Source organism: Streptomyces sp. NPDC033136 (assembly GCF_055578235.1).
The window spans coordinates 1-18,596 of record NZ_JBVIPD010000010.1 but is presented as its reverse complement, the minus strand read 5'-3'; the positions used below and the strand labels follow the sequence as shown (position 1 = coordinate 18,596).

The following is an 18,596-nucleotide window of genomic DNA, read 5'->3' as shown; positions in this document are numbered from 1 at the left end:
TTACCGGCGGTATCCGTACCGGCATTCGAAAGTATCCCTGCTCAAGGCCTCAAGTTGTGTGCACTCAAAGGCGGTTGGTCCACGAAATCTCCCACTCCACAGCGCGCTCCCATCCGGCTCTCGGTGTGCTCTCAGCTCCGCCCGCCAGCATGGGCCGCATGATCGCCCCCCACCCTTCCACCCCGGCCGCCCCGCCCACACCGTCCGCAAGCCGTCATCGGCCGCTACGTCCTCGACCCGGCCGTCTTCGGCGTCCTGGAGCGCACCCCGCCGGGCCGGGGCGGCGAGATGCAACTGACGGACACCCTCCAGGAACTGGCCGCGGCCGGCATGGTGCACGGGGTCGCCTTCAAGGGCTCGCGCTACGACACCGGCGACACAGCCGGCTACCTCCGCACGGTGGTCCGGCTGGCCCGCGACCGGCCCGACCTGGGGCCGGAGCTCACGGCATGGCTCAGGGAGTTCGCCGCGGGGCTGGACGGCGCGCGCCCCGCGCGGCGGGACATCGCTGCCTGACACGCTCGAACCCCGGCACCCGCCGGGGTTCGAGCACACGCGGCAGCCGGATCAGCCGTTGGGCCGCAGCGTCCACACGACGGTCATCTCGCCGGTCACGGCACCGTCGGCCCGCTGGATGGAGATGGCCACCGGGAACTCGGGCCGCTCACCGGCGTCCAGTTCCGCGACGACCTCGGCGGCCGGGCGGCCCAGGGTGGCGGTGGCGGTGACGGCGCCCATCGCCAGCTTCTTGTAGGCGATCTCGGCGCTGACGGCGAGCGGCACGGCGCGCGAGAGCTGGTCCCCGAACGCGGCCAGCACGATCGCCCCGCTCGCGGACTCGCCGAGCGTGAACATCGCACCGGCGTGCGGGCCGCCCACGTGGTTGTGGTACTCGCCCTGGTCCGGCAGGGAGACCACCGCCCGCTCCGGCGTGGTCTCGAGGAACTCGAGGTTCAGGGTCCGGGCCATGGGCACCGTGGCGGCGAGCATCTCGCCGATGGACATCTGGTCTGCGCTCATGACCGCATGTTACTCACGAGTAGAGATGGCTGACCAGGCCGGTGTGACGACCGCCGCACCGGCTGGCACCGTATCCGCCCGCACCGCGCTGTCTCCGGGTTGCTACATCTCCGTCCACGGGCGGTGACCGAATCGTGTCCGGAGCGCGGCTAGGGTGGCTGCTCATGTGGCCAGGACAGCAGCCGCCCGGGGGCGAGCAGAACCCGCAAGCGAACAACCCGTACCAGCAGCCGGGGTACCAGCAGCCGAATCCGTATCAGCAGCCGGGCTATCAGCAGCAGCCCAACCCCTATGGCCAGCAGCCGCAGTGGGGCACTCCCGCGCCGGCCGGCGCGCCGCAGCCGCCGCAGGGCGGTGGCGGCGGCAACCGGACGAAACTGGTCGCGGTCATCGCCGCCACCGCCGTGGTCGTGGCGGCAGGGGTGACCGGCTTCCTGGTACTCGGCGGCGACAAGGACGACACGGCGGAGGGCAAGAACGACAAGAAGAAGTCGCCCCCGACCGCCTCCAAGGAGCCGAGCCCCTCGGCTTCCGAGGACAACCCGCGCGACGGCGAGGCGGAGAAGGCGACCGTCCCGGGCTGGCAGGTCGTCGTCAACACGCGCTTCGGCACCAAGTTCGACGTCCCCGCCGGCTGGGAGATCGACACCCCCGGTACGAGCGTGGGCTTCGAATGGGAGAAGAAGGACGGTGAGCTGGACCGCACCACCGTCACCGCCCCGGCCTACCTGAAGTCCAAATGGTGCACCAGCGACACGAACAAGGACGGCCGCGAGGAGGACACCGCCCTCGTGACCGCCGGTACCCGCGGTGAGAACGGCGCGAAGAACTCGGACATGGCGGCCGAGACCCGCGTGCCATGGTGGATCTTCGGGGGCTACACCCAGCCCGACAAGAAGAGCGTGAAGTTCACCAAGCCCAAGCCGTACACCACCAAGTCGGGCATCAAGGGCAGCGTCGCCACGGCGCATTCGGAGAACACCCCGCAGAACGGCAAGTGCGACAGCGAGGGCAAGGCGATCACCTTCGCGTTCAAGAACGGCGCGGGCGACTTCGTCACCTGGAACCTGTTCGGCGCCAAGGGCGTCAAGGACGAGCTGTCCGAGGCGACCATCCAGAAGATCCTCAGCACCGTGCGCCTCACCGAGGAAGCGCCCACGGAATCGTGACCGGCCGGGGCCGGCCCCAGCCGTCTGGCCGGCCTGCCCCGCTCCGGAGAGGTCACGGGGCGCCGACCACCACCTCCCGCCGCACCGCCGGGGCGGACCACGCCTACCCCCGCTGACCGCCGCCGCGGTCGTCACCAGCCCCGGCGCCCTCGTTCTCGCGGCGGCATGCACGGGCCTCGAGGCGGGCGGGCCGTGACGTCGGCCCGGTGGCGGCGCGCACGGGCTCCCGCTGGTGCCCTTCCCGCTGACCGGCGGCGCCGTCGCGGACCGGTGCGGGCGGCCGTCGCCGTGGCGGCCGGCGGCGCCGTCCGCTGCCCCGGCACCATGTGAGGGTCGCGGCCAACGCCCTGAACTGCCTCGCGCAGGGCGTCGATCGCCGCCCTCGCGTCACGCTCCCGTCAGCCGATACCGAACGCCCCGTCGGGTGGCTCGGGTGAGGGCACGGCGTCCTCGTCCCGCACGGCCCGTGCCCCTCCGGTGAACTCCCGCAGCGTGGCACCGTGTTCGACCCGGGCGGGGAAGGCGTCGGCGGCCGTGAGCCGGGTCAGGGCAGCGAGGTCGACGGGCTCGTGCCCGGCGACGAGCACCGCGTTCCCGAACCGCCGCCCCCGCAGCACCCCCGGCTCGGCGATCAGCGCGAGTTCCCCGAAGGCGGTGGCCAAGGTGGCGAGTTGCGACCGCAGGAAACCGAACGGCGCCGCATCGGGGAGATTGGCGAGGTAGACCCCACTCCCCCGCAGGACCCGCGCGGCCTCCCGTACATAGGCGACCGACGTGAGATGCGCCGGGACCCGCGAGCCGCCGAACACATCGGCGACGATCACATCGGCCGAGCCCCCGGCGGCGTTCTCCAGCCACCGCCGCGCGTCCGCCGCGTGCAGCGCGACCCGGGCCCCCTCCGGCAACGGCAGATGCTCGGCCACCAGGTCCAGCAGCCCGCGATCGGCCTCGACGACCTCCTGCCGCGACCCGGGCCGTGTCACGGCCACGTACCGGGGCAGCGTGAGCGCCCCACCCCCGAGATGCACCACGTCCAGCGCGGCCCCCGGCTCGGCCAGTACATCCAGCACATGCCCGAGCCGCCGCGCGTACTCGAACTCCAGATGCGCCGGATCGTCCAGGTCGACATACGACTGCGGCGCCCCGTCGACGGTCAGCAGCCAGGCCCGCTCCCGGTCGACGTCGGGCATGAGCTTGGCGGTGCCGTGATCGACGTCGCGGGTTACGGGAATGGCCTCGTTCACCCTCTAATTGTGCCGGTGGCCCCGCGCCCCCTCAGGGGCGCGGGGCTGTGCTGAGGTGCGAACGCGCCGCGTGGGCACTGCCGGCCGCCGTCCCTCGCGCCGCGGGAACCGATCACGCGACGGCGGTCACGGTCCCCGCCCCCACGGTCCGGCCCCCCTCACGCATGGCGAACCCGAGCCCCGCCTCCAACGGCACGTCCCGTCCGAGCTCCACGGTCATCACCACCGTCTCCCCGGGCCGCGCCACAGCCCTCTCACCGAGATCGACGTCCCCCACCACATCCGCCGTACGGATGTAGAACTGCGGCCGGTACCCGCTGGAGACAGCCGTCGTACGCCCGCCCTCGCGCGCGGACAGCACATACACCCGCGCCGTGAACCGACGACTCGGCACCACGCTTCCCGGCGCGGCCACCACGTGCCCCCGCCGGACGGCGTCCCGGGGAACTCCCCGCAGCAGCAACGCCACGTTGTCCCCGGCCTGCGCCTCCTCCATCGGCTTGCCGAAGGTCTCCAGCCCGGTCACCACGGTCTCCAGGTCCGCCCCGAGCACCTCGACCCGGTCCCCGACCCGCACCACACCACGCTCCACGGCCCCGGTCACCACGGTCCCGCGCCCGGTGATGGTCAGCACGTTCTCCACGGACAGCAGGAACGGCGCGTCCAGATACCGCTCCGGCATCGGCACATAGGTGTCCACCGCGTCGAGCAGGGCCTCGACCGACGCCGTCCACCGCGGGTCCCCCTCCAGCGCCTTCAGCCCGGAGACCCGGACCACGGGCACGGAGTCACCACCGTAGCCGTGCGCCGTGAGCAGTTCGCGGACCTCCAGCTCGACCAGGTCGGTCAGCTCCTCGTCCCCGGCGTCGGCCTTGTTGAGGGCGACGACGACGTGGTCGACGCCCACCTGCCGGGCGAGCAGGACGTGTTCGGCGGTCTGCGGCATGATCCCGTCGAGCGCGGAGACGACGAGGATCGCCCCGTCCAGCTGCGCGGCGCCGGTGACCATGTTCTTGACGTAGTCGGCGTGGCCCGGCATGTCGACGTGCGCGTAGTGCCGGGTGTCGGTCTCGTACTCGACGTGCGCGATGTTGATGGTGATGCCGCGCGCCGCCTCCTCGGGCGCCCGGTCGATCCGGTCGAACGGCACGAACGCGCCGGTGCCGCGGTCGGCGAGGACCTTGGTGATGGCGGCGGTCAGGGTGGTCTTGCCGTGGTCGACATGGCCCATGGTGCCGATGTTGAGATGCGGTTTCGTGCGGACGTAGGCCGTCTTGGACATGGCTGTACCTCGAAGCGTCTAGTCATGGAGTGGGACCCCGAGGACCTGCCCGACCCTCCCCTTGCGGGGCCGCCGGACGAACCGGAGAGGGTCAGCTTCGGGCGCCGTCGGCAACGGCCGTGAGAACGGCGACGGCAGCCTTCGGGGCATCCGTGACCACGGATGCTGCGAGGGTGAAGGCGTGCCGGAACATGACGTCGATCCTCGCCGACGTCTCACCGCACGTCGAATGGTTTTCATCCGCCCCGCGCATCCGCCCTGCGTACGGCTGTGCGCACGGCGGCCGGTGACGGTCGTGAGACGAACCATACGGCGATCACACACATATGTCGGTTAGTGTCACCGGATGCTCGATGCCACCACCCGCTCTGGGGGCACCGCCACGGCCTCTCCCCGGGCCACCACCGCGGAGCTCGCCGTCGCCGTTCCCCCGGCAACGACCGCCTCGCACGCCGTACCCACCGGTTTCGCGGCTCGCTGCACGAGAGTTCTGTTCTCCCCGTGGTCGCGTTTGTCCCTGCTCGTCGCGCTGCTCGCCGCCGGTGCGTGCGGCGTGCTGCTGTTCGAGCCGCAGCGGCTGCTGACGCAGGGCTGGCCGCCCCAGCTCGGCGGCGCCATGGCGGCGGTGGTGTTCGCCGTCGCGTACGGCGTGTGCACCGTGGCGTTCGTGCCGAGGCCGCTGCTGAACCTCGCGGCGGGCGCGCTGTTCGGTTCGCAGCTGGGCCTCGGTGTGGCCCTGTCGGGCACGGTGCTGGGGGCCGGGATCGCCTTCTGCCTGGGCCGGTCACTGGGGCAGGACGCCCTGCGGCCGTTGCTGCGGGGGCGCTGGCTGAAGGCGGCGGACGGCCAGCTCAGCCGGCACGGCTTCCGTTCGATGCTGGCGGTGCGGCTGTTCCCCGGTGTGCCGTTCTGGGCCGCGAACTACTGCGCCTCCGTCTCCCGTATGGGCCTGCTGCCGTTCCTGCTGGCCACGGGCCTCGGCTCGATCCCGAACACCGCCGCCTACGCCGTCGCCGGCGCCCGCGCCTCCACCCCGACGTCCCCCGCCTTCCTGATCGCCCTGGCGTGCATCGCCCTGCCCGCGCTGGCGGGCGTGGTGGTGGCCTGGCGCAAGCGGCACCGCCTGCGCGCGCTCTGACGAATCTTCAGGTCCGCCCGCCGCACAACGTCCCCGCGACCATGGCGTGGGCGAGCCCGCCCTCCTCGCACATGGTCTGGCAGCGCGTGCCGGGCGCCCCGCTCCCGCGTGCACCAGTGTCGTCGCCGAGCGCGATGGCGCCGCCGACCAAGCGGTGACCGGACCCCGGCGGCCTGATCGTCACCGCTCGGGGGCGGCTTCCAAACCCCTGTGTCCGGGAGGCCTTCCGGGGGCGCTACGCTTCCTGCTCGGCACGCACGATCCCCCGTTCATCACAACGGCGGCCCGGTGTGCCCGTCGTCCGTCCCACGATCGGCACTTGGACTCCGTTACCTCATGTCTTGGTTCGAATCACTCATCCTCGGACTCGTCCAGGGGCTGACCGAGTTCCTCCCCGTCTCCTCCAGCGCGCACCTGCGGCTGACGGCGGCCTTCTCGGGCTGGGAGGACCCGGGTGCGGCCTTCACGGCGATCACGCAGATCGGCACCGAGGCCGCTGTGCTGATCTACTTCCGCAAGGACATCGGGCGGATCCTCTCGGCGTGGACGCGCTCCCTCACGAACAAGGCGCTGCGCAGTGACCCCGACGCGCGGATGGGCTGGCTCGTGATCGTCGGCTCGATCCCGATCGGCGTGCTCGGCGTGACGCTGAAGGACCAGATCGAGGGGCCGTTCCGCGACCTGCGGATCACGGCGACGATGCTGATCGGCATGGGCATCGTCCTGGGCGTCGCCGACCGGCTCGCGGCGCGCGACGAGAACGGCGGCCGCCATCGCGCCCCCAAGCAGCGCAAGGCCCTGGAGGACCTGGGAGTGCGGGACGGCCTGATCTACGGCGTCTGCCAGGCCCTGGCGCTCGTCCCGGGCGTCTCCCGCTCCGGCGCCACCATCAGCGGCGGCCTGTTCATGGGCTACAAGCGGGAGGCCGCGGCCCGCTACTCCTTCCTGCTCGCCATCCCCGCGGTGCTGGCATCCGGCCTGTTCGAGCTCAAGGACGCCACCGAGGGCGGCCACGTCTCGTGGGGGCCGACGATCTTCGCGACGGTCATCGCCTTCGGCGTGGGATACGCCGTGATCGCATGGTTCATGAAGTTCATCTCGACCAGGAGCTTCATGCCGTTCGTCTACTACCGCATCGTCCTCGGCATCGTCATCATCGTGCTGGTCAGCATGGGTGCGCTGAGCCCCCACGCGGCCGAGTCGGCGGGCTGACGCGGGGCCGCACAGGTGGCGCTATCTAGCATTTTCTAGCGCCTGATTGCAGCACCACGCCATGATCATCTCCCACTTGTCTCCCACTCATCTCCCACCGGGGAGGCGGGATACGCCCCACTAGGACGAGTGCGTCCGCAAAGCAGGGGATGACACGGAAGGGCCCGCACGGCTTGCCGTGCGGGCCGTCGGTGTGCGGCTCGTGCACGTTCCGGCAACCCGTCACGTGGCGCGTGAGGGGCCCGGAGACGTGGGCGTAGCGGTAGCCGTCGCCAGTACCCCACCCAGGAACACTCCAGGGCGTCCGGAGCCAGAAGGCGGAAGGCGTCCCGGTACCCGGCCGTGGCGAGCCCGGTACAGAACCCGTACCCGCCTGGAAGGTCCGTATCGCGGGACGTGGGTGGGCTCCAGGATGTTGAAGCCCCCGAGGACCAGGCGGTGGCCAGCCTTCCCGGCGGGGAGCGCGGCGGCCAGGCGTCCCAGGAACGTGCGCTTCCTGGTGGCCTTCGCCTCCGTCCGGTCGCGGGACGGTACACGCACACCCTGACGACCTCCAAGGGCCCCGTGTCGGTCTCCACGGTCACGGCGGCCACCCGGTGCGGGAGGTAGTCCACCGGCACCCGGGAGCGGGCTCGTGGCGAGGCGGGAACGATCATCACGCCCCGCTCCCGGGTGCCGTGCGGCGGCCACCGACAACGGCCGCCGAGCTCCGCCCTTCGTGAAGGCGCCTTTGCCCTCCACCTTCGCGAGGTCACCCATCCACTTGTCGCCGGTCGTCTTCACGGGAAGCACCGTCGTCTGCACGTCCGGGTGGAGCGCGGCCAGCTCGGCGCGGACTCGCCAGGTACTCGACCATTCCGGTCGTGCCGAGGGCCTGGAGCGCGGCCCACTCCCCGGAGGTCGAGTAAACGACGATCGGAACTTTCTCCTCGTCGCGGAGCCGTACGAGGACGTCCCCGGCCCTAGACCTTCACCCTGCCCGAGCGCCGCGAGATCAAGAAGACAGGAAGTCCAGGCCGCCCGAACACGACCTGTCCTTTTCGACCTGGAGCCTGACCAAGGCTGGCGGACTTCCTGGTCCTCGAGGGGTGCTCGTCCAGGAAGAGCACCCCCCGGTGCGAAAGCGACACCGCGCCGGGCCGCGCGGCACCCGGGCCACCGCCGACCAGTGACCGCATCGTGGCCGAGTGGTGCGGGGCGCAGTAAGGGGCCACGTCGATGAGCGGCTTGTCCGCAGGCGCCGCCGGGACGGAACGCCAACCACGGGCTGCTGGACAATCATCGAGAGGATTTCTAGACTCATTATCTAGATCTAGAATAAGAATCTAGTTCAGGTTGAGGATGGGGGCCATGTGGCACATGTTGTTGATGGTGTGGAGAGGGGCGAACGCGAGGGCGTCGTCACCTCGGCCTCGGCCGAGGCGGACGAGCACCTCATCCGTGAGGCCGAGAAGATCGCTGTTGCGCTGGGCCGCATGTTCCCGGGCCTGTGCGAGGTGGTTCTGCATGACCTGCGGGATCCGCAGCACGCGATCCGAGTGATCGAGAACAACCTTTCGGGCCGCGAGGTCGGGGACTCCGTCACAGAGCTGGGCCTGGCTCGTATCGAGGACTCCGGCTACCCCAGCGTGATCCAGAACTACCCCAACCAGTTCCCCGATGGTCGCCCGGCGAAGAGCACATCCATCGGGATCAAGAACGCGGCCGGCGAGTACATCGCGGCTCTGTGCCTGAACCTCGACGTGTCGGTGCTGTCACCGGTGACGCTCGCTTTGTCGAACCTCGTGGCAACGGAGACCGAGCACCGCGGGCAGGCCCTGGAGACCCTGCGGGACCGCAGCGCACGCGAGCTGCGCCAGGCGGTGGAGGAACTGGCCGCGGAGCGCGGAGCGACTCCCCGGTCGCTGGGGCGGGAGGACAAGAAGGCACTGGTGCGGCAGCTGCACCAGGACGGCTATTTCGACTCGCGTGATGCGGCACAGGCCATCGGGGACCTGCTCGGCGTGTCCCGGGCGACCATCTACAACTACGCCAAGCGAAGGGGCACTTCGTGAACGCCGCAGGATCCACCACTGGCCCCGTGCCCGCTTCCTCGGCCGGCTCCGGCCCGTCACCGGCCGCGCGCCTTCTGCTGCACATCACTGAGGAGCAGACCGCCGTGCTCGTGGACGAGGATCTGGCCTTGGAAGCGGCCCGCGCCGCCTTCGCCGCGACGGTGGACGGCACGGTCTTTCCCAGTCTCGCCGTGCACGGGTCCGACCCGCGCAACCAGTTCACCCTCAAGCCATCCGCGTCCGCGACCCACGCCGGGGTGAAGATCGGTACCTACTGGCCGGGCAACACGGAGCACGGGCTGCCGCGCCACCACTCCACCCTGCTGCTGTTGGACCAGACGATCGGCAGGATCGCGGCCGTCCTGGAGGTCGGCACCGCGAACGCCTACCGGACCGCCGCGGCCGACGCCCTCGCCGTCGACCTGCTGGCCCGCGCCGACACCACCACGCTGGCCATCTTCGGCACCGGCCACCAGGCCGGCTACGAGGTGGCGGCCGTCAGCCGCGTCCGACCCATCGGTGAGATCCTGGTTGTGGGACGCACCGCCGAGCGTGCCGAGCGGATGGCCGCGGTACTGGCAACCCAGGGGCATACCGCCCGGAGCGTGGGCGCCGAAGAAGCCTGTGCCCGGGCCGATGTGATCGTCACCGCCACGACCGCCCGGGCCGATACCCCGCCGCTGTTCGAGGCTGCGTGGGTCCGCCCCGGTACCCACGTCTCCTGCATGGGCGCCGACGCCCCCGGCAAGCGGGAACTCCCGCCCGAACTGTTCGCCCGCGCCCGTGTCTTCTGCGACCTTCCCGAACAGGCCCGCCGTATGGGCGAGAGCCAGCATGCCCCGGCCCAGACGGTCCTCATCCCGCTCGGCGAGGTCCTCACCCAACGCGCCACGGGACGCACGGACGACAGCGACATCACGGTCTTCGACAGCTCCGGAATCGGCGCGCAGGACCTGTATCTGGGCCTGGCCCTCCTGAAGAAGATGGACATCTCCCTGTGAACAATCCAGTAACCGCCGCCGGTCCCGGCACCGCCCGGACCCTGGCCGATCCCGACACCCCGTTCGCCGTCGTCGACGCCCACAAGGTGCGGCGCAACATCGAACGACTGGCAATCAGGGCCGACCGGCTTCACGTCGCCCTGCGCCCTCACGTGAAGACGGCCAAGAGCCTCGATGTCGCCGCCCTCCTGCACCACGGCACCCCCTGTCCCATCACCGTCTCCACCCTCGCCGAGGCCGAGGCGTTCGCCGACGGCGGCTACACCGACATCACCTACGCTGTCGGCATCGACCCCCACAAACTCCCGCGCGTCCTCAAGCTGCTGCGCCGCGGCGTCACCCTGCGCATCCTGCTGGACAGCACCGAGCAGGCGGAGTTCGTCGCCCAAGCCTCCCGCAAGGCCGGCCTTCGCGTCCCAGCCCAGATCGAGATCGACTGCGACGGCCACCGCGGCGGTCTCAAGCCCAACGCATCCGAGCTCGTCGAGATCGGCCGCATCCTGCATGACGCGGGCTGTCTGGACGGAGTGCTGACCCACGCGGGCGAGTCGTACTTCACCTACACCGGCGAGGAACAGCGCCTGGCAGCGAAGAACGAACGCGACACCGCCGTCGTCTCGGCAGAGCGGCTGCGCGCTGCCGGCCTGCCCGTGGCCACCGTCAGCGTCGGCTCCACCCCCACCGCCCACGCGGCCGAGGACCTCACCGGCGTCACCGAACTGCGCGCCGGCAACTACGTCTTCTTCGACCTGGTGATGGCCGGCATCGGCGTCTGCCGCATCGAGGACATCGCCCTGTCGGTCGTCGTCACCGTCATCGGCCACCGCCCCGAACACGGCTGGATCGTCACCGACGGCGGCTGGATGGCCATGTCCCGCGACCGCGGCACTGCCGTCCAGGCGCAGGACCAGGGATACGGCCTGGTCACCGACCTGGACGGCACTCTCGTCCCGGACCTGATCATGACGGCCGCAAGCCAGGAACACGGCACCCTCACCACCCGCGACGGCGCCCGCGTGCCCGACCTGCCCGTCGGCACCCGTCTGCGCATCCTGCCCAACCACGCCTGCGCCACCGCCGCCCAGCACCAGGGCTACCACGTCATCGACGGCACCCGAACCACGAACACCACACCGGCGATCCAGGACATCTGGCAGCGCGTCACCGGCTGGTGACCAGCAAGTACACCGGACCAGCCGCCCCGTCAGCGGATGCCGGGCAGGGCCTTGTCCGGATGCGCGGCGTGCACGTACTTCACCGCCCTGGAGAGCTGCAGTGCGCCGAAAACCCCGAAGACGGGCTACGCATCCTGCAACGCACTGCGCGTCACCAGCGGCACCACCGCCTTCCAGGAAGAGCAGGCAGCGAGGAAGGGCATCGCACCCCAGACCATCCGGCCGAACACCGCCGCGGACTCCCCCACCGGCTATGGCCCCAGCGATCTGCAGTCGGCCTACTGGCCTGACCTCCGCCGCCTCCGCCAGCGGCTCCGGCAGGACCATCGCCATCGTCGACGCCCACGACGACCCGAACGCCGAGTCGGACCTGGCCAACACACACGACAGTCAGGCCCTGATGCCCCCGTCCGGAGCCTCCCGCCGATCCGCTCCACCGCGGGCCGCACCGACGCCGGTCGGCCAGGCTCCACGGGGCAAGGGCTGTGGCTACCTCCAATTTCGCTGATGTGTGAACTGCGTATTTACGCGTCCGACCTCGATCGTGTGCGGAGCGAGCCGAGGTGTACGCGATTTCGATGGCCCTGAGAGTGCCTGAGGCGAGGGAGTCGCCGGGGGAGGCCGCTGCCGCAAGCGATCACCCAGCCAGGGCAGAGGCGACGGCACACACGGAGCGCGCGGCTCCAGCGGCTCCTGCATGCCGGCCACCATGCAGGCGAAGCTGGTGGCCCGCCAACCGGCACACCGCGTCATTCCGAAGGAATGCGAAACTCGAATTCGGGAGCATCCCACGGCACGGCGGGCGGGTTCGCGAGCGCGGTCCCGGTCCGCACTGCACCGGCGCGGTGGTAGAAGTCCTCGGCGGGAAGATGCGACACGACCTTGACGCAGTCGAGCCCGGCGGCACGGGCCTCGGAGTGCATGTGCGCGACGAGCAGTCGTCCAATACCCCGTGCTTGCGCTTCGTCAGCGACGAACAGCGGGTCGGGCTCCGGTGGAGCGAGGACGAGCGAGTAGAACCCGAGGACCCGGCCTCCGGGCTCGTCGGCGCCGACGGCCACGAAGGCGCGGTGGGCCTCGATGTAATCAGGACCTACCCGGTAGCCCGCGACCGCTGCTGCGTACTTACCCTCGTAGGCGCCTAACGGGTGCTTCCAAAAGGGACACCGAGTGCAACGGCGCCCGCGCCGGACGCTGTAACCCGCCTATTCGGAAGCCCCGCGGGCCGCACCGGCGGGGCTTCTCATCGAGTGCCGCTCTCACAGTGATCTCACGGATCTCGCTGACCGGGACCTGGTGGTGGAGGCGGCCACGGAGGACGAGACGGTCAGGGTCGAGCTGTTCGCCGAGTTCGACCGGATCGTCACTCGCGAGGACGCCCTCCTGACATCGAACACCTCCTCTCTCCCCATCATGAAACGGGGCACGGCCACGACCCGCCCGCAGCAGGTGATCGGGGTGCGCTTCTTCAATCCCGTGCTGGAGCTGGAGCTGGTCGAGATCGTGCCGTCGCTGCTGACGGCTCCTCAAGCAGAGGCATGTGCAGAGCAGTTCGTCACCGGAGTGCTGGACAAGAAGGTGACCGGCGCGCAGGACCGCGCCGGGTTCGGGTGAACGCCCTGCTCGTGCCATACCTTCTCTCGGCGATCCGGCTGCTGGAGTCCGGCCACGCCTCCGTGGAGGACATCGACACGCCTGATCCTCGGCCATGACGTGCAAGTCGCGCCGGCGTCGACAACCTGCGCTTCCGTGTCCGCCTCGCTGAGCCGGAGCGGATGAATGCGCCCACACTGATCCTTCCTGCCTTCCTCTGCCGAGAGTGAGCCGCGCCGATCTGTCAGCACTCCGACGAGGAGTGTCAGCAGGAAGTTGCCGCCGTGCCCGACGCAACCGCACTCCCGCGAGGAACTCACTCGTTGGCGTCGCGGAGCGTGCGCAGGATGCGTTCCAGGTGGCGGCGGTCCTCGGATGAGAGCGGTCCGGTGACGTGGCTGCGGAGATGGTGGACGTGAGCGGTCAGGGCGTGGTCGAGCGCTTCGGCGCCCTTGTCGGTCAGTGCGGCGAGTGCGGCTCGCCGGTCGGCGGGGTCGGGGTCGCGGCGGATCAGCCCCTCCTCCGCCATGCGGTCGGCGAGCCGGGTGAAGCCCCCCGAGCTGAAGGACACGGCCTCCGCCAGGTCCGTCATGCGCAGCCGGTGGCCGGGGGTACGGCCCAGTCGCAGCAGCACCTCGAACCAGGTGTCCGGGACTCCCAGGTCGCGGTGCACACGGGGCTTGAGGCGAGCGAACGCCTCCACGAACAGGCCGTAGAGCGTCACATCGTCGTCGTTCAGCAGGTGCTCGTTCACCCCACGAGGATGACAGAAAACCGAGAGCGGAAGAAGCTGCTGTTGCAATATCTGCATAGGCAGAGATATTGTCTGCGTCGGCAGGTACTTTTCTCTGTACGCCCCCACAGATGTGGAGCCCGATCATGCGCAAGCGCACCCTCACCGCGTTCGGCGTCGCCGCCGCCACGGCCGGCGCCCTCACCCTCGGCCTGACCCTGGCGCCCGCTTCGGCGGACGCCGCTCCCGTCTCGCACGGACACCGCACCATCACCATCGAGGCCGTGGAGAAGGGCACCGCGGTCAACCTGGTCGACGTCGCCCCCGCCGACTCCGCCCTCGGCGACCAGCTGATCGGGACCGGCGACCTCACCGGCCGCGACGGCCGCAAGCTGGGCACCAGCAGCTTCGTCGGCATCTCCACCGACGCCAAGCCACGCACCGCCGAGCTGCTGACCTTCGTCTACGAGCTGCCCGGCGGCAAGATCGCCACGTCCGGCACGGCCAAGCTCTCCGCCTCCGGACCCGTCTTCGACGAGAAGTTCGCCATCACGGGCGGCACCGGCAGGTACAAGAACGCCTCCGGAGAGGTGCGCGTCCTGCAGGAGACGATGGAGCGGGCGAAGGTCACCTTCCAGATCCAGCGCTGACCACACCCACGCATACGCAACGAGCACGAACGGAGTCACCCGTGAGGATCCTCCTGATCGGCGCCACCGGCATGATCGGCTCCCGCGTCACGGCGGAAGCACTCGGCCGCGGCCACGAGGTCACCGCCGCCACCCGCTCGGGCCGCGCGGACAGCCTGCCGGAGCACCAGGCGCTGACCGTCCACGCCCTGGACGCCACCGCGCCGGGCAAGGTCGCCCAGGCCGCCGCCGGACACGACGTCGTCATCTCCGCCGTCTCCCCGCCCCGCGACGGCTCCGACCCGGTCGCCCCGCTACTGACGACGTACACGTCCCTGGTCGATGGGCTGCGCATCGCGGGCGTGCACCGCCTGCTGGTGGTCGGAGGGGCCGGCAGCCTGAAGACCGCCTCGGGCCAGGACCGGGTCGACACCCCGGACTTCCCCGCGATCTACAAGGCCGAGGCGCTCGCCCAGCGCGAGGTGCTGCGCCTGCTGCGCGCCGAGGTGGGCAACGCCCTCGACTGGACGTACGTCTCCCCGGCCGACGAGATCGCCCCCGGCGAGCGCACCGGCACCTTCCGCCTCGGCGGCGACGACCTGCTCATCGCGGAGGACGGCACCAGCTTCATCAGCGCCGAGGACTACGCGGTCGCCCTCGTCGACGAGGCCGAGAAGAGCACGGCGATCCGCTGCCGCATCACCGTCGCGTACTGACGGACGTCTCACGAGGGCGTCCGCCTCGACGTCATACCGGCCGGCAGCGCCAAGGCGACACGGGTAAGACTTCGGATCTTCCGCTTCCCGGCCGGTCCGTGCACCTGGGCGGTGTGCTCCGAGAGTCGGTGGCTGACATGTTCCGGCACGGTGAGCGCCCCGATGGCGCACGAGGCATGATCGGTGGATGCATGGTGTGGAGGACCAGTTGGGTGGGGGGAACGTGGAAGAGTCGACGGAGATCTCGTCGTCGAAGGAGGCCGCGGACAATGCGCTGGTGCTGGCATTCGGACGGTTGCAGGGGGCGGCGAACCGGCTGGAGTACATCCTCGGGCGGTCGCTGGAGCTGGAGTGCGGCATCAGCCATCTGATGTTCGAGGTGCTGCTCATCCTCGGGCGGGCCGGCGATCCCGGGCTGTCGATGCGGGCCATCGCCCAGGAGCAGGTGCTGACCACAGGCGGGGCGACGCGCCTGGTGGACCGGATGGAGGCGGCCGGACTGGTGGAGCGCGCCGAGGACCCCGGCGACAGACGCGGGCGGCTGGTACGGCTGACCCGGTTGGGAGAGGAGACCACCGTGCGGGCGTCCCGGGTGCACGTGGAGAACATCCGGCGTTACTTCCTGGCGCCGCTGCCGCCCGAGGACCGGGAGCGGTTCGCCGAGAACCTGCGAATCCTGAGCCACTCCGCACGGGACGTGCTGCCCCGCCTGCCCTGAACGACCCCTCCGGGCTGCGGCCGGACCGCTTCATCGATGCAATGACAGCGGGATCGCAGGGAATGTGGCTGGCCGTCCAAAAATACCTGACACATCAGTTACTGTTTCCTCAGGCGAACCACTCGCGTTCAGTGGGCGCCCACACCTTCGTTGGGACTTTCGATGAAGCTCGTCTACGCCTTCGACGCCTACTGCGGCTGGTCGCACGGGTTCTCCGGAACGCTGCGCGAGGTCGTCTCCCGTCATCCCGCCCTGCCGGTCGAGGTGGTCTCCGGTGGTCTGTTCACCGGGCTGCGCCGGGTGCCGATCCGCGAGTTCGGCTACGTCCAGGGCGCCAACGCCCAGATCGCCGAGCTGACCGGCGCCGAGTTCGGCGCGGGCTACGAGCGTCTGATCGCCGACGGATCGTTCGTGATGGACTCCGAGGCCGCCGCGCGCGGCGTCGTCGCCCTGCGCCGGGCGGTCCCCGACCGCGCGGCGGAACTGGCCGCCGCCCTCCAGCGGGCCTTCTACGTCGACGGCCTCAGCCTCTCCGACCCCGCGACCTACCGGAAGGTCGCCGAGGAGGCCGGTCTGGACGCCGACACCGTCGGCGCCGCCTTCGACGCGCCCGAGACGCACAACGCGGCGGCGGACGACTTCCACCGCTGTGCTGAGCTGGGTGTCACCGGCTTTCCCACCCTGCTCGTCCAGGACGGCGACCGGGTCGCCGTCCTGGCCCACGGCCATGCCACCGCCGACGAGATCGACCGGCGACTGGCCGCCCTCACCATCGCCCCCACCCACTGAACTCCGTCCTCTCCAGGAGGCCCGCATGAGCACCCTCTCCTTCAAGGTCCTCGACCTCGAATTCCCGGCCGGCAGCAAGAACAAGACCGCCACGCTCGTCACCGGCGAGCAGGAGGCGCTGCTGGTCGACGCCGGCTTCACCCGCGCCGACGGCCACCGCCTGGCCGCCGAGATCCTCGACTCCGGCAAGAAGCTGACCACCGTCTTCGTCAGCCACGGCGACCCCGACTTCTACTTCGGAGCAGAGGTCCTCGCCGACGCTTTCCCCGACGCCACCTTCGTCGCCACCCCGATCGTCATCGAGCACATCCGGCACTCCTACGAGGGCAAGCTCAAGGCGTGGGCGGCCCTCGGCCCGAACCTGCCCACCCGCCTGGTCGACCTCACCCCGCTGACCGGCGACCTCACCCTGGAGGGCCACCGCTTCGAGCTCAAGGGCGGACCGGCCGGCCTGCCCGACCGCCACTACCTGTGGCAGGCCGAGCACCGTGCCCTCCTCGGAGGCGTCCTGCTCTTCCAGCAGGAACACGTCTGGGTCGCCGACACCCCCACCCCCGAGGACCGCTCCGCCTGGATCGACCTGCTGGACGAGATGGCCTCCCTCCAGCCGGAGCTGGTCGTCCCCGGCCACCGTCTGCCCGGCACGGCGGCCGATGCCTCGGCCATCACCGCCACCCGCGACTACCTCGTCGCCTTCGAGGAGGAGCTCGGCAAGGCGGCCGACGGCGCCGCGCTGACCGAGGCGCTCGTCAAGCGCTACCCCGACAACGGCATGCTGATCGCCGCCCAGCTCGGGGCGAAGGTCGCCAAGGGCGAGATGAAGTGGGGCTGAGTGTCATGACGTACGAGCACACCGACTTCGCGACCTCCACGGCCCCCGCCGACGTGGTCCGCCGCCAGTACCTGGCCTCCGCGGCCGGCGACCTGGCCGCCCTGCGCGCCACCCTCGCCCCGGACGTGGAGTGGAAGGAGATGGCCGGCTTCCCTCTCGCCGGCACCTACCGCACCCCCGACGGGGTCACCGCCAACGTGATGGAGCAGCTGGGCAAGGAGTGGGACGACTGGACCGCGCACGACGACACCTATGTCGCCGAGGGCGAGAACGTCGTCGTCCTCGCCCGCTACACCGCGACCAACAAGGCCACCGGCAAGCCGATCGACGTGCGCGTCGCCCACCACTTCGTGGTCCGCGGCGGACTCATCGTCCGCTTCGAACAGTTCGTCGACACCGCCAAGGTTCGCGACGCCATGACGTAGCTGTGACAGCGCCCCACAGGCGAACTCACACAAGGCCGGGAAGACAGTGAGGTCCACCGGCGGCAACGGCACGGCACCGTCTTCCGCGACACCTCCGCCGCCGATGTCAGCGGCCCGCGCGACGAAACCGTCCCCGGGACGGCGACCGGCACGGCGGAGAAACGCGCCCGCACGTCGCCGGAATCACTCCCCGATGCCTTCCCGGTCCGGCCGACGGGGGGCAGCCGGGACCGACCGTCGTCGTGCGATGAACGTCGCAACCACGATCAACCACGCCCTCCGGACGTACGCGCACCCGGTGGTGCTGGTGGCCGTACCGCAACCAGCACCACCGCGAAGACGTGAGAGGCCGACACGCGGCGCCCTCTCCTGTGCGCACTCTCACCCCACCATCAACGGGGAGCGCTAGACATGCCCATGAAGAGGCGTCACTTCCTCGCGGCAGGCGCGCTCACGGCCGTTCGGTGGCGCGACCTGGACCACGGCGAGATCCGGGTGTTCCTGGAGGCCGAGGCGCCGCGGGTGTCCTGTCGCGAGCACGGGGTGACAGCCGCCGCTGAAGCTTCCCCTTGATGTTGGACACCTGGAGACTGGGACGTGAGGTTCCAGAGGAAGTAGTGCCAGGTGGGAAGCAAGAGCAACCGCAGCAGGCGGTACTCGGAGGAGTTCAAGCGCGACGCGGTCGCGCTGGTCCGCTCCTCCGGCAAGACCGTCACCGAGGTGGCCCGGGAGATCGGGGTCAGCGCCGAGGGCCTGCGGAACTGGGTCAAACAGGACACGATCGACCGCGGGCAGGGGGCGCCGGGCGAGCTCACGAGCGCGGAGCGCGAGGAACTGCGTCGGCTGCGGCGGCAGAACCGTGAGCA

At 70.5% G+C, this 18,596-nt stretch carries 18 protein-coding genes and 5 pseudogenes; 16 read left to right on the top strand and 7 right to left on the bottom strand.

What is annotated here, in order from left to right:
* Nucleotides 1-177: 177 nt before the first annotated feature.
* Nucleotides 178-516: pseudogene (locus ACZ5TL_RS19900) on the top strand (UTP--glucose-1-phosphate uridylyltransferase); the annotation flags it as partial.
* A gap of 51 nt (nt 517-567) precedes the next feature.
* Here the strand turns inward: ACZ5TL_RS19900 and ACZ5TL_RS19895 are convergent.
* Nucleotides 568-1,020, bottom strand: coding sequence for a DUF4442 domain-containing protein (locus ACZ5TL_RS19895; RefSeq protein ID WP_468591268.1), 453 nt, complete (start codon nt 1,018-1,020; stop codon nt 568-570).
* Between the two features lie 164 nt (nt 1,021-1,184).
* Between ACZ5TL_RS19895 and ACZ5TL_RS19890 the strand changes: the two genes are divergently transcribed.
* Nucleotides 1,185-2,189 carry a DUF8017 domain-containing protein gene (locus ACZ5TL_RS19890; RefSeq protein ID WP_468591266.1) on the top strand — a complete coding sequence of 335 codons (1,005 nt, stop codon included), beginning with the start codon at nt 1,185-1,187 and terminating at the stop codon, nt 2,187-2,189.
* A 398-nt stretch (nt 2,190-2,587) separates the two neighbouring features.
* On the opposite strand, the gene ACZ5TL_RS19885 is transcribed toward ACZ5TL_RS19890, so the two are convergent.
* Complete coding sequence (locus tag ACZ5TL_RS19885; RefSeq protein WP_468591264.1) at nt 2,588-3,433, bottom strand: spermidine synthase; 846 nt, start codon at nt 3,431-3,433, stop codon at nt 2,588-2,590.
* A 112-nt stretch (nt 3,434-3,545) separates the two neighbouring features.
* The gene (gene tuf / locus ACZ5TL_RS19880) at nt 3,546-4,715 is read right to left on the bottom strand and encodes an elongation factor Tu (RefSeq protein ID WP_468591262.1); all 1,170 of its coding nucleotides are present in this window, start codon (nt 4,713-4,715) and stop codon (nt 3,546-3,548) included.
* A 346-nt stretch (nt 4,716-5,061) separates the two neighbouring features.
* Between tuf and ACZ5TL_RS19875 the strand changes: the two genes are divergently transcribed.
* The gene (locus ACZ5TL_RS19875; protein WP_468591261.1) at nt 5,062-5,853 is read left to right on the top strand and encodes a TVP38/TMEM64 family protein; all 792 of its coding nucleotides are present in this window, start codon (nt 5,062-5,064) and stop codon (nt 5,851-5,853) included.
* Nucleotides 5,854-6,189: 336 nt separating this feature from the next.
* A complete protein-coding gene (locus ACZ5TL_RS19870) occupies nt 6,190-7,065 on the top strand; it encodes an undecaprenyl-diphosphate phosphatase (protein WP_468591259.1) in 876 nt (291 codons plus the stop codon).
* Nucleotides 7,066-7,779: 714 nt separating this feature from the next.
* Here ACZ5TL_RS19870 and ACZ5TL_RS19865 read toward each other — a convergent pair.
* Nucleotides 7,780-7,890: pseudogene (locus ACZ5TL_RS19865) on the bottom strand (hydroxymethylbilane synthase); the annotation flags it as partial.
* A gap of 191 nt (nt 7,891-8,081) precedes the next feature.
* A pseudogene (locus ACZ5TL_RS19860) lies at nt 8,082-8,303 on the bottom strand (ATP-binding protein); the annotation flags it as partial.
* A gap of 135 nt (nt 8,304-8,438) precedes the next feature.
* On the opposite strand from ACZ5TL_RS19860, the gene ACZ5TL_RS19855 reads away from it, so the two are divergent.
* From ACZ5TL_RS19855 to ACZ5TL_RS19845, 3 genes are read left to right on the top strand one after another with little or no spacing between them, the layout of a single operon-like run.
* Nucleotides 8,439-9,119 carry a helix-turn-helix transcriptional regulator gene (locus ACZ5TL_RS19855; RefSeq protein ID WP_468591566.1) on the top strand — a complete coding sequence of 227 codons (681 nt, stop codon included), beginning with the start codon at nt 8,439-8,441 and terminating at the stop codon, nt 9,117-9,119.
* A complete protein-coding gene (locus ACZ5TL_RS19850) occupies nt 9,116-10,120 on the top strand; it encodes an ornithine cyclodeaminase family protein (RefSeq protein ID WP_468591257.1) in 1,005 nt (334 codons plus the stop codon). Before ACZ5TL_RS19855 ends, ACZ5TL_RS19850 begins: the two co-directional genes overlap by 4 nt.
* Nucleotides 10,117-11,295: a DSD1 family PLP-dependent enzyme gene (locus ACZ5TL_RS19845; RefSeq protein WP_468591256.1), complete on the top strand. Its 1,179-nt coding sequence runs from the start codon at nt 10,117-10,119 to the stop codon at nt 11,293-11,295. Before ACZ5TL_RS19850 ends, ACZ5TL_RS19845 begins: the two co-directional genes overlap by 4 nt.
* A 749-nt stretch (nt 11,296-12,044) precedes the next feature.
* On the opposite strand, the pseudogene ACZ5TL_RS19840 reads toward ACZ5TL_RS19845, so the two are convergent.
* Nucleotides 12,045-12,437: pseudogene (locus ACZ5TL_RS19840) on the bottom strand (GNAT family N-acetyltransferase); the annotation flags it as partial.
* A 157-nt stretch (nt 12,438-12,594) separates the two neighbouring features.
* Between ACZ5TL_RS19840 and ACZ5TL_RS19835 the strand changes: the two are divergent.
* A complete protein-coding gene (locus ACZ5TL_RS19835; RefSeq protein ID WP_468591254.1) occupies nt 12,595-12,909 on the top strand; it encodes a 3-hydroxyacyl-CoA dehydrogenase NAD-binding domain-containing protein in 315 nt (104 codons plus the stop codon).
* A 295-nt stretch (nt 12,910-13,204) separates the two neighbouring features.
* Here ACZ5TL_RS19835 and ACZ5TL_RS19830 read toward each other — a convergent pair whose 3' ends face one another.
* Complete coding sequence (locus tag ACZ5TL_RS19830; RefSeq protein ID WP_468591253.1) at nt 13,205-13,642, bottom strand: MarR family winged helix-turn-helix transcriptional regulator; 438 nt, start codon at nt 13,640-13,642, stop codon at nt 13,205-13,207.
* 125 nt (nt 13,643-13,767) lie between these two features.
* Here ACZ5TL_RS19830 and ACZ5TL_RS19825 point away from each other — a divergent pair, with 125 nt between their 5' ends.
* The 8 genes and pseudogenes from ACZ5TL_RS19825 to ACZ5TL_RS19790 form a co-directional block, all read left to right on the top strand.
* Nucleotides 13,768-14,271, top strand: coding sequence for an allene oxide cyclase barrel-like domain-containing protein (locus ACZ5TL_RS19825; RefSeq protein WP_468591251.1), 504 nt, complete (start codon nt 13,768-13,770; stop codon nt 14,269-14,271).
* Between the two features lie 41 nt (nt 14,272-14,312).
* Nucleotides 14,313-14,966: an NAD(P)-dependent oxidoreductase gene (locus ACZ5TL_RS19820; RefSeq protein WP_468591250.1), complete on the top strand. Its 654-nt coding sequence runs from the start codon at nt 14,313-14,315 to the stop codon at nt 14,964-14,966.
* A gap of 187 nt (nt 14,967-15,153) precedes the next feature.
* On the top strand, nt 15,154-15,684 hold the full coding sequence (locus ACZ5TL_RS19815; RefSeq protein ID WP_468591248.1) for a MarR family winged helix-turn-helix transcriptional regulator: 531 nt from the start codon (nt 15,154-15,156) through the stop codon (nt 15,682-15,684).
* Nucleotides 15,685-15,846: 162 nt separating this feature from the next.
* Nucleotides 15,847-16,473 (top strand): DsbA family protein, encoded by a 627-nt coding sequence (locus tag ACZ5TL_RS19810; protein WP_468591247.1) that lies wholly within the window; start codon nt 15,847-15,849, stop codon nt 16,471-16,473.
* Nucleotides 16,474-16,498: 25 nt separating this feature from the next.
* On the top strand, nt 16,499-17,305 hold the full coding sequence (locus ACZ5TL_RS19805; protein ID WP_468591245.1) for an MBL fold metallo-hydrolase: 807 nt from the start codon (nt 16,499-16,501) through the stop codon (nt 17,303-17,305).
* 5 nt (nt 17,306-17,310) lie between these two features.
* A complete protein-coding gene (locus ACZ5TL_RS19800) occupies nt 17,311-17,730 on the top strand; it encodes a nuclear transport factor 2 family protein (RefSeq protein ID WP_468591244.1) in 420 nt (139 codons plus the stop codon).
* A gap of 462 nt (nt 17,731-18,192) precedes the next feature.
* Nucleotides 18,193-18,288: pseudogene (locus ACZ5TL_RS19795) on the top strand (transposase family protein); the annotation flags it as partial.
* A gap of 66 nt (nt 18,289-18,354) precedes the next feature.
* The coding region (locus ACZ5TL_RS19790; RefSeq protein ID WP_468591243.1) for a transposase at nt 18,355-18,596 on the top strand (242 nt) is incomplete at its 3' end.

Excerpts from the sequence above, each read along its gene's own strand:
- ACZ5TL_RS19825 (WP_468591251.1), top strand. The coding sequence starts at position 13,768 with ATGCGCAAGCGCACCCTCACCGCGTTCGGCGTCGCCGCCGCCACGGCC.
- ACZ5TL_RS19875 (WP_468591261.1), top strand. The coding sequence starts at position 5,062 with ATGCTCGATGCCACCACCCGCTCTGGGGGCACCGCCACGGCCTCTCCC.
- tuf (WP_468591262.1), bottom strand. The coding sequence starts at position 4,715 with ATGTCCAAGACGGCCTACGTCCGCACGAAACCGCATCTCAACATCGGC.
- ACZ5TL_RS19800 (WP_468591244.1), top strand. The coding sequence starts at position 17,311 with ATGACGTACGAGCACACCGACTTCGCGACCTCCACGGCCCCCGCCGAC.
- ACZ5TL_RS19815 (WP_468591248.1), top strand. The coding sequence starts at position 15,154 with ATGCATGGTGTGGAGGACCAGTTGGGTGGGGGGAACGTGGAAGAGTCG.
- ACZ5TL_RS19895 (WP_468591268.1), bottom strand. The coding sequence starts at position 1,020 with ATGAGCGCAGACCAGATGTCCATCGGCGAGATGCTCGCCGCCACGGTG.
- ACZ5TL_RS19890 (WP_468591266.1), top strand. The coding sequence starts at position 1,185 with ATGTGGCCAGGACAGCAGCCGCCCGGGGGCGAGCAGAACCCGCAAGCG.
- ACZ5TL_RS19810 (WP_468591247.1), top strand. The coding sequence starts at position 15,847 with ATGAAGCTCGTCTACGCCTTCGACGCCTACTGCGGCTGGTCGCACGGG.
- ACZ5TL_RS19870 (WP_468591259.1), top strand. The coding sequence starts at position 6,190 with ATGTCTTGGTTCGAATCACTCATCCTCGGACTCGTCCAGGGGCTGACC.
- ACZ5TL_RS19805 (WP_468591245.1), top strand. The coding sequence starts at position 16,499 with ATGAGCACCCTCTCCTTCAAGGTCCTCGACCTCGAATTCCCGGCCGGC.